This is a genomic window from Arthrobacter sp. D1-17, from assembly GCF_054130535.1.
On the sequence record NZ_CP096382.1, the window covers coordinates 234,712 to 251,427 of the forward strand.

Consider the following 16,716-nt stretch of genomic DNA (forward strand, 5'->3'; position numbering starts at 1 on the left):
CTCTCACTTTTTGCCGGGTAAACCCGGACGCTCTCTCACTTTTTGCCGGGTAAACCCGGACGCTCTCTCAACGGCGAGCCTGCCAGTGAGAGAGCGTCCGGGGATTTACAGCAGGATCTGATGGAGCGTTGAAGTTCACCCGAGGTTTCCGTCCGGGTTTCCTTGGGCGTGTACCTTGTCCGGATGGGTTCTCATCCTTTACTTCCGGAGAGGGACGGACGACGCCGGTTCGTCGCCTTGGGTGACTCGTTTACCGAGGGGGTGGGGGACCGGAACACGTACCTGCCTAACGGCGTGCGCGGCTGGGCAGACAGGGTGGCTGAACGGCTGGCGAAAGCCGAACCGGGATGGGAGTACGCCAACCTCGCCATCAGGAGCAAACGGCTGCGCCACATCATCGCGGAACAGCTGGAACCGGCACTTGCCATGGAACCGACACTCATCACGCTGTATGCGGGCGGCAACGACATCCTGGACTTCGGCACCGACATGGACGAGCTGATGGCCCAGTATGAAGGGCTCGTTGCGGCACTTGCCGGCACCGGTGCAACGCTTGTGCTCTTCACCGGCTTCGACGTCAGGGTATCGGCGCTGCTGGAGCCGCTGAAAAAGAGAAACGCCGCCTACAACCGGGAGGTGCGCGAGCTGGCAGCGAAATACGGAGCTGTGCTGGTGGATTACTGGTGCTTCGATGCCCTGCATGACCGCCGGATGTGGGACTCGGACCGGCTGCATATGTCGAAGGCCGGCCACAAATATGTGGCGGCTCAGGTCTTGGACCACCTAGGCGTGCCGCACAAGATCAGCCTCAAGGAGTGGGAGCCCCCCGCCAGGATGACGCTCCGCGACTGGGAGAGGCGGCAGCGCCGCTGGGTGAACGACTGGGTGCTCCCGCTCTTCGGGCGGAAACTGCGCGGCGTGACACTCGGGGACAACCTCAGCCCCCGCTGGCCCGAGCCCGTGAAAGTGCCTCGGAAGGGCGGCCTGAAGAAGCTGATGGAAAAGGGCTAGCTCGGCTGGTCCAGGAGATTTTCGAAGCCCGGAGCCACTCGGTTCGCAGCAAATTCCATGACTTCGAACTCCGCGACGCCATTGACGTAGAACGGATCCTTGGCAAGGGAAGCGTCCAGCGTCTGCCGGTCGGCCTTGGAAAGCAGGAGTCCGCCGGTGCGCGGGACCTTCCGGCCGGCCGCAATGAACACGTCCTGGTCGAACGCGTCCTTGAGCCATTCCACGTGAGCATCCAGGTGGTAATCCACGATGTCCTGGGCAACCTTGTAGGTCAGGGAAACTACGTACATGTCCGCCAGCCTACCGTCCCACGGCGAGGGGGAGAGCCGGAACACCTGCCTTGCGGGGACGCCGTTCCGAGACGCACGCCAAGAGCGGCCCATCTTTGATCTACCGCTCAAAGGGTCAATCTTTCCATCTCCTAGGATGGAGTCATGACCGAACCGCGCTGGCTCAACGCCAATGAACGTCGTGCCTGGCTGGCCCAGCTCAGCATCAACACCATGCTGCCCGCGGCGTTGGACACCCAGTTGCACGCGGCCGGAAAGGTCTCGCTGTTCGATTACCACGTGCTGGCCATGCTGTCAGAAGCAGAAGGGCACTTCCTGCCCATGAGTGAGCTTGCAGCCCGGACCAGCGCCTCGCTTTCCCGGCTTTCCCACGTGGTCACCAAACTGCAGGGCCGCGGCTGGGTGGAACGGCGCCCGCACCCGGGCGACGCCCGTGTAACCACCGCCCACCTGACAGACCAGGGAATGGCCACGATTGTGGGGTTGGCTCCGGGCCACGTGGAAACCGTCCGGTCACTCTTCCTGGACGCGCTGACTGAGCAGGATGTGTCCGACCTCGCCCGCATTGGTGAGAAAATTGTGGCGGGTCTGGACAGCAATCACTGGATTCTCCGCGAGCGGTCCGGCGGGCAGCAGGCATTAAGCAACGGGCAGCAGCCCTCGAAGAAGTAATCAGCGGCAGCGCCGCCTCGTCCAGAGCAACCCGGGCCCAGATGTCCGGCGTCGGGGATCATCGTGAGCGTTGCCCAGGGTACCTGCCGGTGGAGTTCGCGTGGGACAAGCAGCGGCAGGTAGCGGCGGGGGACACCAGCGGGGACGCCTTGGTTGCTCCCGGCAACGGCTGGCAGACTTGACTCCATGAACTTCACGTCGCGTTTCGTTGCTTTGGGAGACTCCTTCACCGAAGGCGTCGGTGATGACGATCCCACGCGTCCCAACGGTGTCAGGGGCTGGGCCGACCGTGTGGCCGAGCAGCTCTGTGCGGCGGATCCCGGGTTTGGCTACGCTAATTTTGCTATCCGCGGGAGAAAGCTCCGCCAGATCATGGCAGAACAGGTGGACGCCGCCGTCGAGCTTAAACCGACACTCGTCAGCATCTATGCGGGCGCCAACGATATCCTCAGGCCGAAAATCGACATTGATGACCTGCTTGAGGAGTACGACGCCGGCGTGCGGAAACTCGCGGCCACCGGTGCCACAGTGGTGATGTTTACGGGCTTCGATGCCCGGGGCTCCAAGGTATTTGGCACCATGCGGGGACGGACCGCCATTTACAACGAGCTCGTCCGGGGCATTGCCGGTGACCACGGGGCTTTGCTGGTGGATTACTGGCGTTTCAACGAGTACTACGACTGGGGCATGTGGGCCAGGGACAGGATGCACATGTCGGCCGCAGGCCACGCGAACATGGCTCAGCGTTTTCTCACGGTCCTGGAGTACGACCACTCGATCCAAGTTCCGCCGATGACCCCGGTGCCCGAGCTGAGCGGAGTGGATGCGATGAGGGCCAACGCGCTGTGGTTCCGGGAGTTTGCCGCCCCATGGGTGGTTCGGCGTGTCACGGGCAAGTCCTCCGGAGACAGCCTCCAGCCGAAGTACGGGCAGCTGACCCGGCTCTGACTGCCGGCGCAGCTAACCGGGCGTCTAACTGGAGGGCCGCGCTCAGGCGCGTGCCGCCGTCGTAGATTTTCTGTGCGCGACGGCCCGGAAGGTGGGCGGGGGACTTATACACCCTTTGCCGCCGGATTCGCCTTTAATTCCCACGTCTCGTAGACTTGGTAGGCGCTAGGTGGCGCGGAGCGTGTGCAATTGCTCCGGTTGGCGGTGACTTTGGTCCTGATCGAAGTTCCGGCGGCCGGTAGTTAGGGGCTCAAGTTGCGTGCATTCCTGTATTCGCCCAGCATCCCGGCAGCTCGCAGTGTTTCCGCTGCAGATGCCCGTGGCCCACTGTATTCCGCCGCAGCACGAATTCTTGCAAAGAGTTCAAGCCTGCAGAATGCCGGAAATCGGAGGGGCTGGATGCGGACGCCGCCTGCCGCACGGTGACGCAGAACGCTGCCAGCCGTTTCAATCATTTTTCAGAGGAGAGTCGTCATGGCAGCACACTGCCAGGTGACCGGAGCCGAGCCGGGCTTTGGACACAGCATTTCGCACTCGCACCGCCGCAACAAGCGCCGGTTCGACCCGAACATCCAGAAGAAGCGCTACTGGGTTCCTTCCCTGCGCCGTAATGTCACCCTGCAGGTCTCTGCAAAGGGCATCAAGACCATCGACGTGCGCGGTATCGACGCAGTCGTCGCCGGCATTCTTGCACGAGGGGTGAAGCTCTAGTGGCTAAGGACAAGGACGTACGTCCGATCATCAAGCTCAAGTCGACCGCGGGCACGGGCTACACCTACGTAACCCGTAAGAACCGTCGTAACGACCCGGACCGTCTGGTTCTGAAGAAGTACGACCCCAAGATCCGCCAGCACGTCGAATTCCGAGAGGAGCGCTAAACACATGGCTAAGAAGTCCAAGATTGCTCGCAACGAGCAGCGCAAGGTCATCGTTGAGCGTTACGCTTCAAAGCGCCTCGAGCTGAAGAAGACCCTGGTTGACCCGAACGCGACTGACGAAGCACGCGAAGCTGCACGCCTCGGCCTGCAGAAGCTGCCCCGCGACGCATCCCCGATCCGTCTGCGTAACCGCGACATCATCGACGGTCGTCCCCGCGGCACGCTCCAGAAGTTCGGTATCTCCCGTGTTCGCTTCCGCGACATGGCTCACCGTGGTGAGCTCCCCGGCATCAGCAAGTCTTCCTGGTAATCCAGCACTGCTGATTCCAGCTGCTTGAGAAGGGCCGGCGACCGCATGGTTGCCGGCCCTTCTGCTTTAATGCCGCACTGGCATGCGCCGCAACAGTAGGTGATGCACCACACAGAAGAAAATTACGACGGCGGCACCCGGTTTTTCGCCTGAACCTCACCCTTCTTCCGCGAAATGACGCGGATTTTCGGGTGCCAGGGAGGGCTTGTTTGGGTGGGTTGGCGGTGGGGGTGTGGTGGGTGTATTGTTTTCTAAGTCGCCGCGAGGGGGACTGGCGGGATGCTGGTTCTTGTGGGTGGCGGATCCCCTTTGTGAACAGCCTGGAAATGGTCGTCTTTGTGGCGTGCTGGTTTCGGGTGGGGCTGGTTTGGTTGCTGGTGTGGGTCTTGGGAACAGGATTTGCATTGGGGGCTGGGACCGGGTAAGTTTGAAAAGTTGCTCCGGAGCGATCCTGAACGTGGGTTTGGGTGGTGCCGGGTGTGTCTGTTGTTTGAGAACTCAATAGTGTGCCAAGTTTGTTGATACCGATTTTTTATTAAATTGGTTGAATTGCCGGGCTGCGCCTGCCCCTGTGGGTGTGGTCTGGTGTTTTGGCTGGTTTCAAATTTTGTGCAGCCTTCGTTCCTGTTATTTCCGGGGGTGTTGGTTGTGTCTGTTTTACTTCAACGGAGAGTTTGATCCTGGCTCAGGATGAACGCTGGCGGCGTGCTTAACACATGCAAGTCGAACGATGATCCGGTGCTTGCACCGGGGATTAGTGGCGAACGGGTGAGTAACACGTGAGTAACCTGCCCTTGACTCTGGGATAAGCCTGGGAAACTGGGTCTAATACCGGATATGACTCCTCATCGCATGGTGGGGGGTGGAAAGCTTTTGTGGTTTTGGATGGACTCGCGGCCTATCAGCTTGTTGGTGAGGTAATGGCTCACCAAGGCGACGACGGGTAGCCGGCCTGAGAGGGTGACCGGCCACACTGGGACTGAGACACGGCCCAGACTCCTACGGGAGGCAGCAGTGGGGAATATTGCACAATGGGCGCAAGCCTGATGCAGCGACGCCGCGTGAGGGATGACGGCCTTCGGGTTGTAAACCTCTTTCAGTAGGGAAGAAGCGAAAGTGACGGTACCTGCAGAAGAAGCGCCGGCTAACTACGTGCCAGCAGCCGCGGTAATACGTAGGGCGCAAGCGTTATCCGGAATTATTGGGCGTAAAGAGCTCGTAGGCGGTTTGTCGCGTCTGCCGTGAAAGTCCGGGGCTCAACTCCGGATCTGCGGTGGGTACGGGCAGGCTAGAGTGATGTAGGGGAGACTGGAATTCCTGGTGTAGCGGTGAAATGCGCAGATATCAGGAGGAACACCGATGGCGAAGGCAGGTCTCTGGGCATTAACTGACGCTGAGGAGCGAAAGCATGGGGAGCGAACAGGATTAGATACCCTGGTAGTCCATGCCGTAAACGTTGGGCACTAGGTGTGGGGGACATTCCACGTTTTCCGCGCCGTAGCTAACGCATTAAGTGCCCCGCCTGGGGAGTACGGCCGCAAGGCTAAAACTCAAAGGAATTGACGGGGGCCCGCACAAGCGGCGGAGCATGCGGATTAATTCGATGCAACGCGAAGAACCTTACCAAGGCTTGACATGGACCGGACCGCCGCAGAGATGTGGTTTCTCCTTTTGGGGCCGGTTCACAGGTGGTGCATGGTTGTCGTCAGCTCGTGTCGTGAGATGTTGGGTTAAGTCCCGCAACGAGCGCAACCCTCGTTCCATGTTGCCAGCGCGTTATGGCGGGGACTCATGGGAGACTGCCGGGGTCAACTCGGAGGAAGGTGGGGACGACGTCAAATCATCATGCCCCTTATGTCTTGGGCTTCACGCATGCTACAATGGCCGGTACAAAGGGTTGCGATACTGTGAGGTGGAGCTAATCCCAAAAAGCCGGTCTCAGTTCGGATTGGGGTCTGCAACTCGACCCCATGAAGTCGGAGTCGCTAGTAATCGCAGATCAGCAACGCTGCGGTGAATACGTTCCCGGGCCTTGTACACACCGCCCGTCAAGTCACGAAAGTTGGTAACACCCGAAGCCGGTGGCCTAACCCCTTGTGGGAGGGAGCCGTCGAAGGTGGGACTGGCGATTGGGACTAAGTCGTAACAAGGTAGCCGTACCGGAAGGTGCGGCTGGATCACCTCCTTTCTAAGGAGCACCTACGGATTCGTGCCGGCGTGTAGGCGCCGGTGGCGGGTTTGTCAGGAGTAAAGGCCCGTTGCGCAGGCGATCGTTCTGCGGCGGGTGCTCATGGGTGGAATATCAATGAATAGCGGCCGCTTGGTTCTTTTCTTCGTCTGGTACGGATGCTTTTGGGTGTCCTGGAACGGCGGGGCGGGGGAGTGGGTGGTTTCGTGTTTGGCACACTGTTGGGTCCTGAGGCAACAGGGCCGGGGTTTTTCGTGGTGGCGTGTCCTTTGGGGCGGGTGGCTGCGGGGGGTTTCGGGGTTTGTTTGTTTCTGGTTTCCTGGCTGCACCGATCGCACGGTTTGTTCTCCCTTTGGGGGGTGTGTGGGGTGTGTGGTTTGGGGTTGTTGTTTGAGAACTACATAGTGGACGCGAGCATCTTTTATAAGAAGCAATTTCCAAGAATATGAACCTGGATCTGGCTGTGCCCTGTTTTTTGCGGGGTGTGGTTGGTTTCTGTGGTTCTCTCGAAATTTCTGATTGATCTTTGTGGTCAAGTTTTTAAGAGCACACGGTGGATGCCTTGGCATTAGGAGCCGAAGAAGGACGTAGGAATCTGCGATAAGCCTGGGGGAGTCGATAACCGGACTGTGATCCCAGGGTGTCCGAATGGGGAAACCCCGCCAGACGCGCGAGTGATCTGGTGACCCGCATCTGAACACATAGGGTGCGTGGGGGGAACGCGGGGAAGTGAAACATCTCAGTACCCGCAGGAAGAGAAAACAATAGTGATTCCGTTAGTAGTGGCGAGCGAACGCGGATCAGGCTAAACCGTTTCCATGTGTGATAGCCGGCGGGCGTTGCATGGGCGGGGTTGTGGGACTTTCTTTCCTGGTTCTGCCGGACCGGGAGGGTGTGAAGTGCTGGCATAGGTGAACGGTCTTGAAAGGCCGGCCGTAGAGGGTGTGAGCCCCGTAACCGTAATGTTGTGCACCGCCTGGAGAGTATCCCAAGTAGCACGGGGCCCGAGAAATCCCGTGTGAATCTGTCAGGACCACCTGATAAGCCTAAATACTCCCTAATGACCGATAGCGGACCAGTACCGTGAGGGAAAGGTGAAAAGTACCCCGGGAGGGGAGTGAAACAGTACCTGAAACCGTGTGCTTACAATCCGTCGGAGCAACCGCACCTTGTGTGCATAGTAGTTGTGACGGCGTGCCTTTTGAAGAATGAGCCTGCGAGTTAGTGTTACGTCGCGAGGTTAACCCGTGTGGGGAAGCCGTAGCGAAAGCGAGTCTGAACAGGGCGTTGCAGTGGCGTGATCTAGACCCGAAGCGAAGTGATCTACCCATGGCCAGGTTGAAGCGACGGTAAGACGTCGTGGAGGACCGAACCCACTTCAGTTGAAAATGGAGGGGATGAGCTGTGGGTAGGGGTGAAAGGCCAATCAAACTTCGTGATAGCTGGTTCTCCCCGAAATGCATTTAGGTGCAGCGTTGCGTGTTTCTTGCCGGAGGTAGAGCTACTGGATGGCTAATGGGCCCTACAAGGTTACTGACGTCAGCCAAACTCCGAATGCCGGTAAGTCAGAGCGCAGCAGTGAGACTGTGGGGGATAAGCTTCATAGTCGAGAGGGAAACAGCCCAGACCACCAACTAAGGCCCCTAAGCGTGTGCTAAGTGGGAAAGGATGTGGAGTTGCGAAGACAACCAGGAGGTTGGCTTAGAAGCAGCCATCCTTAAAAGAGTGCGTAATAGCTCACTGGTCAAGTGATTCCGCGCCGACAATGTAGCGGGGCTCAAGTACACCGCCGAAGTTGTGGCATTCACACGTGTTCTAAGCCTTTGTGGTTCAGGAGTGTGGATGGGTAGGGGAGCGTCGTGTGGGCGGTGAAGTCGCGGTGTAAACCAGCGGTGGAGCCTACACGAGTGAGAATGCAGGCATGAGTAGCGAAAGACGGGTGAGAAACCCGTCCGCCGGATGATCAAGGGTTCCAGGGTCAAGCTAATCTGCCCTGGGTAAGTCGGGACCTAAGGCGAGGCCGACAGGCGTAGTCGATGGACAACGGGTTGATATTCCCGTACCGGCGAAAAACCGCCCATGCTGAACGGGGGATACTAACCGCCCGAAGCCTGCCCAATCACCCTTGTGGTGTGCGGGTTTTGGTGGAGCGCGGGATCTGATCCCGGGAGGCAAGCGTATTAACAGGTGTGACGCAGGAAGGTAGCCGAGCCGGGCGATGGTTGTCCCGGTCTAAGGATGTAGGGCGAACGGTAGGCAAATCCGCCGTTCATGTGCCTGAGATCTGATGGGACCCCCGTTTGGGGGGATTCGGTGATCCTATGCTGTCGAGAAAAGCATCGGCGCGAGGTTTTAGCCGCCCGTACCCCAAACCGACACAGGTGATCAGGTAGAGAATACTAAGGCGATCGAGAGAATTATGGTTAAGGAACTCGGCAAAATGCCCCCGTAACTTCGGGAGAAGGGGGGCCCCAACCTTGAACACCACTTGCTGGTGGGAGGGGATCGGGGCCGCAGAGACCAGGGGGAAGCGACTGTTTACTAAAAACACAGGTCCGTGCGAAGTCGCAAGACGATGTATACGGACTGACTCCTGCCCGGTGCTGGAAGGTTAAGAGGACCGGTTAGCCGCAAGGCGAAGCTGAGAATTCAAGCCCCAGTAAACGGCGGTGGTAACTATAACCATCCTAAGGTAGCGAAATTCCTTGTCGGGTAAGTTCCGACCTGCACGAATGGAGTAACGACTTCCCCGCTGTCTCAACCATAAACTCGGCGAAATTGCAGTACGAGTAAAGATGCTCGTTACGCGCAGCAGGACGGAAAGACCCCGAGACCTTTACTATAGTTTGGTATTGGTGTTCGGAGTGGCTTGTGTAGGATAGGTGGGAGACGTTGAAGCCCGGACGCCAGTTCGGGTGGAGTCATCGTTGAAATACCACTCTGGTCACTTTGGACATCTAACTTCGGCCCGTAATCCGGGTCAGGGACAGTGCCTGATGGGTAGTTTAACTGGGGCGGTTGCCTCCTAAAAAGTAACGGAGGCGCCCAAAGGTTCCCTCAGCCTGGTTGGCAATCAGGTGTCGAGTGTAAGTGCACAAGGGAGCTTGACTGTGAGAGAGACATCTCGAGCAGGGACGAAAGTCGGGACTAGTGATCCGGCGGTACATTGTGGAATGGCCGTCGCTCAACGGATAAAAGGTACCTCGGGGATAACAGGCTGATCTTGCCCAAGAGTCCATATCGACGGCATGGTTTGGCACCTCGATGTCGGCTCGTCGCATCCTGGGGCTGGAGTAGGTCCCAAGGGTTGGGCTGTTCGCCCATTAAAGCGGTACGCGAGCTGGGTTTAGAACGTCGTGAGACAGTTCGGTCCCTATCCGCTGCGCGCGCAGGAAATTTGAGAAGGGCTGTCCTTAGTACGAGAGGACCGGGACGGACGAACCTCTGGTGTGTCAGTTGTACTGCCAAGTGCACCGCTGATTAGCTACGTTCGGATGGGATAACCGCTGAAAGCATCTAAGCGGGAAGCTCGCTTCGAGATGAGATTTCCATACACCTTGTGTGTGAGAGGCCCCCAGCCAGACCACTGGGTTGATAGGCCGGATGTGGAAGCGAGGACTAACGACTCGTGAAGCTGACCGGTACTAATAGGCCGATAACTTACACCACACACCCACCCCGCAAACGCCCCTTCAAAAGCGTTTGCACCCGGGGCGGGTAAAAGATCCAAGAGCGCTTGCGTCCACTATGTGGTTCCCAACCAACAAACCCGCCACCGGCAGGGTTTGCTGCCAGGGAACCCACAACTCAATAGCACAACACCACACCTGCCATAACCGGCAGGGCATGTTGTAACCACAGATTTTCCCACCCCCGCCACGCGGGGGGACGGGTCACAGGGTTACGGCGGTCATAGCGTGGGGGAAACGCCCGGTCCCATTCCGAACCCGGAAGCTAAGACCCACAGCGCCGATGGTACTGCACCCGGGAGGGTGTGGGAGAGTAGGTCACCGCCGGACAATCATTAACGGTCGAGAGCCCCAACCACACGGTTGGGGCTCTCCCGTGTTTAAGCCGCTAATGCCCGCGCCCCCAGCCGGCGGGTCCGCTGCCGGCGCGCCCCCGCACCCCCTGTGCCGGCCGGGCGCTGGGGCCCGGGCAGCTTGGTCCACGCCGCCCCGGGCGGCTTGGTTCACGCCGCCCCTGGGGCGGGACGCTCGCTCAGCCCACCCCGCCCAGGCCCCAGTCCACACCCGGCCCGGGGGCGGGACGGCCGCCCAGTCCACGCCGTCCCTGGGGCGGACGCTCTCGCAGTTCCTGCCGCCCAGGGCCCCTCGAGCAGCTGCTGCCGGGTGACGCCTCCGGGTTCAGGGGCATGTCAAGGCTCGGGGGTGCGCCAGGTCCCCGGTGCGGGCGAGAAGGAAGTTCGGCAGTTGCCCCCGGGTATCCCCCGGAGTATGCCGGGGATGCGCGTGGTTCAAGCCTGTGGGCCTGGCCGGTTCCCGTGACTCTCCTTGGGTATGGGGGTCTGGGGTTGCGACGTGCGCACCGGCTGCTTCCGTGCCAGAGAACCGGCTCTCCCGGGGTCTGCAGAGGCAGGCATGCACGTCCAGCCCAGCCGGGTGGAGATTTGCGACGGGAAATGTGACGCGCTCCATAAGAGCCCAAACGTCCCTCCAGGGGGCCTTTGAGGCGATGCCGGGGTACGAAAACCCCTGGAAATCCGGGGGTTTTGGGCGCCGCTGTGGTGCCAGGGAGGGCTTGTTTGGGTGGGTTGGCGGTGGGGGTGTGGTGGGTGTATTGTTTTCTAAGTCGCCGCGAGGGGGACTGGCGGGATGCTGGTTCTTGTGGGTGGCGGATCCCCTTTGTGAACAGCCTGGAAATGGTCGTCTTTGTGGCGTGCTGGTTTCGGGTGGGGCTGGTTTGGTTGCTGGTGTGGGTCTTGGGAACAGGATTTGCATTGGGGGCTGGGACCGGGTAAGTTTGAAAAGTTGCTCCGGAGCGATCCTGAACGTGGGTTTGGGTGGTGCCGGGTGTGTCTGTTGTTTGAGAACTCAATAGTGTGCCAAGTTTGTTGATACCGATTTTTTATTAAATTGGTTGAATTGCCGGGCTGCGCCTGCCCCTGTGGGTGTGGTCTGGTGTTTTGGCTGGTTTCAAATTTTGTGCAGCCTTCGTTCCTGTTATTTCCGGGGGTGTTGGTTGTGTCTGTTTTACTTCAACGGAGAGTTTGATCCTGGCTCAGGATGAACGCTGGCGGCGTGCTTAACACATGCAAGTCGAACGATGATCCGGTGCTTGCACCGGGGATTAGTGGCGAACGGGTGAGTAACACGTGAGTAACCTGCCCTTGACTCTGGGATAAGCCTGGGAAACTGGGTCTAATACCGGATATGACTCCTCATCGCATGGTGGGGGGTGGAAAGCTTTTGTGGTTTTGGATGGACTCGCGGCCTATCAGCTTGTTGGTGAGGTAATGGCTCACCAAGGCGACGACGGGTAGCCGGCCTGAGAGGGTGACCGGCCACACTGGGACTGAGACACGGCCCAGACTCCTACGGGAGGCAGCAGTGGGGAATATTGCACAATGGGCGCAAGCCTGATGCAGCGACGCCGCGTGAGGGATGACGGCCTTCGGGTTGTAAACCTCTTTCAGTAGGGAAGAAGCGAAAGTGACGGTACCTGCAGAAGAAGCGCCGGCTAACTACGTGCCAGCAGCCGCGGTAATACGTAGGGCGCAAGCGTTATCCGGAATTATTGGGCGTAAAGAGCTCGTAGGCGGTTTGTCGCGTCTGCCGTGAAAGTCCGGGGCTCAACTCCGGATCTGCGGTGGGTACGGGCAGGCTAGAGTGATGTAGGGGAGACTGGAATTCCTGGTGTAGCGGTGAAATGCGCAGATATCAGGAGGAACACCGATGGCGAAGGCAGGTCTCTGGGCATTAACTGACGCTGAGGAGCGAAAGCATGGGGAGCGAACAGGATTAGATACCCTGGTAGTCCATGCCGTAAACGTTGGGCACTAGGTGTGGGGGACATTCCACGTTTTCCGCGCCGTAGCTAACGCATTAAGTGCCCCGCCTGGGGAGTACGGCCGCAAGGCTAAAACTCAAAGGAATTGACGGGGGCCCGCACAAGCGGCGGAGCATGCGGATTAATTCGATGCAACGCGAAGAACCTTACCAAGGCTTGACATGGACCGGACCGCCGCAGAGATGTGGTTTCTCCTTTTGGGGCCGGTTCACAGGTGGTGCATGGTTGTCGTCAGCTCGTGTCGTGAGATGTTGGGTTAAGTCCCGCAACGAGCGCAACCCTCGTTCCATGTTGCCAGCGCGTTATGGCGGGGACTCATGGGAGACTGCCGGGGTCAACTCGGAGGAAGGTGGGGACGACGTCAAATCATCATGCCCCTTATGTCTTGGGCTTCACGCATGCTACAATGGCCGGTACAAAGGGTTGCGATACTGTGAGGTGGAGCTAATCCCAAAAAGCCGGTCTCAGTTCGGATTGGGGTCTGCAACTCGACCCCATGAAGTCGGAGTCGCTAGTAATCGCAGATCAGCAACGCTGCGGTGAATACGTTCCCGGGCCTTGTACACACCGCCCGTCAAGTCACGAAAGTTGGTAACACCCGAAGCCGGTGGCCTAACCCCTTGTGGGAGGGAGCCGTCGAAGGTGGGACTGGCGATTGGGACTAAGTCGTAACAAGGTAGCCGTACCGGAAGGTGCGGCTGGATCACCTCCTTTCTAAGGAGCACCTACGGATTCGTGCCGGCGTGTAGGCGCCGGTGGCGGGTTTGTCAGGAGTAAAGGCCCGTTGCGCAGGCGATCGTTCTGCGGCGGGTGCTCATGGGTGGAATATCAATGAATAGCGGCCGCTTGGTTCTTTTCTTCGTCTGGTACGGATGCTTTTGGGTGTCCTGGAACGGCGGGGCGGGGGAGTGGGTGGTTTCGTGTTTGGCACACTGTTGGGTCCTGAGGCAACAGGGCCGGGGTTTTTCGTGGTGGCGTGTCCTTTGGGGCGGGTGGCTGCGGGGGGTTTCGGGGTTTGTTTGTTTCTGGTTTCCTGGCTGCACCGATCGCACGGTTTGTTCTCCCTTTGGGGGGTGTGTGGGGTGTGTGGTTTGGGGTTGTTGTTTGAGAACTACATAGTGGACGCGAGCATCTTTTATAAGAAGCAATTTCCAAGAATATGAACCTGGATCTGGCTGTGCCCTGTTTTTTGCGGGGTGTGGTTGGTTTCTGTGGTTCTCTCGAAATTTCTGATTGATCTTTGTGGTCAAGTTTTTAAGAGCACACGGTGGATGCCTTGGCATTAGGAGCCGAAGAAGGACGTAGGAATCTGCGATAAGCCTGGGGGAGTCGATAACCGGACTGTGATCCCAGGGTGTCCGAATGGGGAAACCCCGCCAGACGCGCGAGTGATCTGGTGACCCGCATCTGAACACATAGGGTGCGTGGGGGGAACGCGGGGAAGTGAAACATCTCAGTACCCGCAGGAAGAGAAAACAATAGTGATTCCGTTAGTAGTGGCGAGCGAACGCGGATCAGGCTAAACCGTTTCCATGTGTGATAGCCGGCGGGCGTTGCATGGGCGGGGTTGTGGGACTTTCTTTCCTGGTTCTGCCGGACCGGGAGGGTGTGAAGTGCTGGCATAGGTGAACGGTCTTGAAAGGCCGGCCGTAGAGGGTGTGAGCCCCGTAACCGTAATGTTGTGCACCGCCTGGAGAGTATCCCAAGTAGCACGGGGCCCGAGAAATCCCGTGTGAATCTGTCAGGACCACCTGATAAGCCTAAATACTCCCTAATGACCGATAGCGGACCAGTACCGTGAGGGAAAGGTGAAAAGTACCCCGGGAGGGGAGTGAAACAGTACCTGAAACCGTGTGCTTACAATCCGTCGGAGCAACCGCACCTTGTGTGCATAGTAGTTGTGACGGCGTGCCTTTTGAAGAATGAGCCTGCGAGTTAGTGTTACGTCGCGAGGTTAACCCGTGTGGGGAAGCCGTAGCGAAAGCGAGTCTGAACAGGGCGTTGCAGTGGCGTGATCTAGACCCGAAGCGAAGTGATCTACCCATGGCCAGGTTGAAGCGACGGTAAGACGTCGTGGAGGACCGAACCCACTTCAGTTGAAAATGGAGGGGATGAGCTGTGGGTAGGGGTGAAAGGCCAATCAAACTTCGTGATAGCTGGTTCTCCCCGAAATGCATTTAGGTGCAGCGTTGCGTGTTTCTTGCCGGAGGTAGAGCTACTGGATGGCTAATGGGCCCTACAAGGTTACTGACGTCAGCCAAACTCCGAATGCCGGTAAGTCAGAGCGCAGCAGTGAGACTGTGGGGGATAAGCTTCATAGTCGAGAGGGAAACAGCCCAGACCACCAACTAAGGCCCCTAAGCGTGTGCTAAGTGGGAAAGGATGTGGAGTTGCGAAGACAACCAGGAGGTTGGCTTAGAAGCAGCCATCCTTAAAAGAGTGCGTAATAGCTCACTGGTCAAGTGATTCCGCGCCGACAATGTAGCGGGGCTCAAGTACACCGCCGAAGTTGTGGCATTCACACGTGTTCTAAGCCTTTGTGGTTCAGGAGTGTGGATGGGTAGGGGAGCGTCGTGTGGGCGGTGAAGTCGCGGTGTAAACCAGCGGTGGAGCCTACACGAGTGAGAATGCAGGCATGAGTAGCGAAAGACGGGTGAGAAACCCGTCCGCCGGATGATCAAGGGTTCCAGGGTCAAGCTAATCTGCCCTGGGTAAGTCGGGACCTAAGGCGAGGCCGACAGGCGTAGTCGATGGACAACGGGTTGATATTCCCGTACCGGCGAAAAACCGCCCATGCTGAACGGGGGATACTAACCGCCCGAAGCCTGCCCAATCACCCTTGTGGTGTGCGGGTTTTGGTGGAGCGCGGGATCTGATCCCGGGAGGCAAGCGTATTAACAGGTGTGACGCAGGAAGGTAGCCGAGCCGGGCGATGGTTGTCCCGGTCTAAGGATGTAGGGCGAACGGTAGGCAAATCCGCCGTTCATGTGCCTGAGATCTGATGGGACCCCCGTTTGGGGGGATTCGGTGATCCTATGCTGTCGAGAAAAGCATCGGCGCGAGGTTTTAGCCGCCCGTACCCCAAACCGACACAGGTGATCAGGTAGAGAATACTAAGGCGATCGAGAGAATTATGGTTAAGGAACTCGGCAAAATGCCCCCGTAACTTCGGGAGAAGGGGGGCCCCAACCTTGAACACCACTTGCTGGTGGGAGGGGATCGGGGCCGCAGAGACCAGGGGGAAGCGACTGTTTACTAAAAACACAGGTCCGTGCGAAGTCGCAAGACGATGTATACGGACTGACTCCTGCCCGGTGCTGGAAGGTTAAGAGGACCGGTTAGCCGCAAGGCGAAGCTGAGAATTCAAGCCCCAGTAAACGGCGGTGGTAACTATAACCATCCTAAGGTAGCGAAATTCCTTGTCGGGTAAGTTCCGACCTGCACGAATGGAGTAACGACTTCCCCGCTGTCTCAACCATAAACTCGGCGAAATTGCAGTACGAGTAAAGATGCTCGTTACGCGCAGCAGGACGGAAAGACCCCGAGACCTTTACTATAGTTTGGTATTGGTGTTCGGAGTGGCTTGTGTAGGATAGGTGGGAGACGTTGAAGCCCGGACGCCAGTTCGGGTGGAGTCATCGTTGAAATACCACTCTGGTCACTTTGGACATCTAACTTCGGCCCGTAATCCGGGTCAGGGACAGTGCCTGATGGGTAGTTTAACTGGGGCGGTTGCCTCCTAAAAAGTAACGGAGGCGCCCAAAGGTTCCCTCAGCCTGGTTGGCAATCAGGTGTCGAGTGTAAGTGCACAAGGGAGCTTGACTGTGAGAGAGACATCTCGAGCAGGGACGAAAGTCGGGACTAGTGATCCGGCGGTACATTGTGGAATGGCCGTCGCTCAACGGATAAAAGGTACCTCGGGGATAACAGGCTGATCTTGCCCAAGAGTCCATATCGACGGCATGGTTTGGCACCTCGATGTCGGCTCGTCGCATCCTGGGGCTGGAGTAGGTCCCAAGGGTTGGGCTGTTCGCCCATTAAAGCGGTACGCGAGCTGGGTTTAGAACGTCGTGAGACAGTTCGGTCCCTATCCGCTGCGCGCGCAGGAAATTTGAGAAGGGCTGTCCTTAGTACGAGAGGACCGGGACGGACGAACCTCTGGTGTGTCAGTTGTACTGCCAAGTGCACCGCTGATTAGCTACGTTCGGATGGGATAACCGCTGAAAGCATCTAAGCGGGAAGCTCGCTTCGAGATGAGATTTCCATACACCTTGTGTGTGAGAGGCCCCCAGCCAGACCACTGGGTTGATAGGCCGGATGTGGAAGCGAGGACTAACGACTCGTGAAGCTGACCGGTACTAATAGGCCGATAACTTACACCACACACCC

The 16,716-nt window shown here is 58.4% G+C and carries 7 protein-coding genes and 5 rRNA genes; 11 read left to right on the forward strand and 1 reads right to left on the reverse strand.

Translation table 11 applies throughout. From position 1 onward, the window contains the following. Positions 1-183: 183 nt before the first annotated feature. Positions 184-1,011 (forward strand): SGNH/GDSL hydrolase family protein, encoded by an 828-nt coding sequence (locus M1E01_RS01090; protein ID WP_457973287.1) that lies wholly within the window; start codon positions 184-186, stop codon positions 1,009-1,011. Here M1E01_RS01090 and M1E01_RS01095 read toward each other — a convergent pair. Continuing rightward, positions 1,008-1,301, reverse strand: a complete 294-nt coding sequence (locus M1E01_RS01095; RefSeq protein ID WP_457973288.1) for a YciI family protein — start codon at positions 1,299-1,301, stop codon at positions 1,008-1,010. The two genes, M1E01_RS01090 and M1E01_RS01095, sit on opposite strands and share 4 nt — an antisense overlap. A 144-nt stretch (positions 1,302-1,445) precedes the next feature. On the opposite strand from M1E01_RS01095, the gene M1E01_RS01100 reads away from it, so the two are divergent. The 10 genes from M1E01_RS01100 to M1E01_RS01145 all read left to right on the forward strand — a co-directional run bounded on the left by M1E01_RS01100 (position 1,446) and on the right by M1E01_RS01145 (position 16,710). Further along, positions 1,446-1,973, forward strand: a complete 528-nt coding sequence (locus tag M1E01_RS01100) for a MarR family winged helix-turn-helix transcriptional regulator (RefSeq protein WP_457973289.1) — start codon at positions 1,446-1,448, stop codon at positions 1,971-1,973. Between the two features lie 186 nt (positions 1,974-2,159). Further along, positions 2,160-2,921 carry an SGNH/GDSL hydrolase family protein gene (locus tag M1E01_RS01105; RefSeq protein ID WP_457973290.1) on the forward strand — a complete coding sequence of 254 codons (762 nt, stop codon included), beginning with the start codon at positions 2,160-2,162 and terminating at the stop codon, positions 2,919-2,921. A gap of 474 nt (positions 2,922-3,395) precedes the next feature. Then, positions 3,396-3,632, forward strand: coding sequence for a 50S ribosomal protein L28 (gene rpmB / locus M1E01_RS01110; protein ID WP_457973291.1), 237 nt, complete (start codon positions 3,396-3,398; stop codon positions 3,630-3,632). Beyond that, positions 3,632-3,799 (forward strand): 50S ribosomal protein L33, encoded by a 168-nt coding sequence (rpmG, locus tag M1E01_RS01115; RefSeq protein ID WP_003798558.1) that lies wholly within the window; start codon positions 3,632-3,634, stop codon positions 3,797-3,799. The genes rpmB and rpmG overlap by 1 nt, the downstream gene beginning before the upstream one ends. Positions 3,800-3,803: 4 nt before the next feature. Then, on the forward strand, positions 3,804-4,109 hold the full coding sequence (rpsN, locus tag M1E01_RS01120; RefSeq protein ID WP_457973292.1) for a 30S ribosomal protein S14: 306 nt from the start codon (positions 3,804-3,806) through the stop codon (positions 4,107-4,109). Positions 4,110-4,771: 662 nt separating this feature from the next. After that, a 16S ribosomal RNA gene (locus M1E01_RS01125) occupies positions 4,772-6,297 on the forward strand. Positions 6,298-6,827: 530 nt separating this feature from the next. After that, positions 6,828-9,966 (forward strand): 23S ribosomal RNA (locus M1E01_RS01130). A gap of 233 nt (positions 9,967-10,199) precedes the next feature. Continuing rightward, positions 10,200-10,316: ribosomal RNA gene (rrf, locus tag M1E01_RS01135) — 5S ribosomal RNA — on the forward strand. Between the two features lie 1,199 nt (positions 10,317-11,515). Next, a 16S ribosomal RNA gene (locus tag M1E01_RS01140) occupies positions 11,516-13,041 on the forward strand. Between the two features lie 530 nt (positions 13,042-13,571). After that, positions 13,572-16,710 (forward strand): 23S ribosomal RNA (locus M1E01_RS01145). The 16S, 23S and 5S rRNA genes sit together here, the layout of an rRNA operon. Positions 16,711-16,716 lie beyond the last annotated feature (6 nt).

Coding starts and splice junctions, on each gene's coding strand:
- M1E01_RS01090 (WP_457973287.1), top strand. CDS start 184: ATGGGTTCTCATCCTTTACTTCCGGAGAGGGACGGACGACGCCGGTTC.
- M1E01_RS01095 (WP_457973288.1), bottom strand. CDS start 1,301: ATGTACGTAGTTTCCCTGACCTACAAGGTTGCCCAGGACATCGTGGAT.
- M1E01_RS01100 (WP_457973289.1), top strand. CDS start 1,446: ATGACCGAACCGCGCTGGCTCAACGCCAATGAACGTCGTGCCTGGCTG.
- M1E01_RS01105 (WP_457973290.1), top strand. CDS start 2,160: ATGAACTTCACGTCGCGTTTCGTTGCTTTGGGAGACTCCTTCACCGAA.
- rpmB (WP_457973291.1), top strand. CDS start 3,396: ATGGCAGCACACTGCCAGGTGACCGGAGCCGAGCCGGGCTTTGGACAC.
- rpsN (WP_457973292.1), top strand. CDS start 3,804: ATGGCTAAGAAGTCCAAGATTGCTCGCAACGAGCAGCGCAAGGTCATC.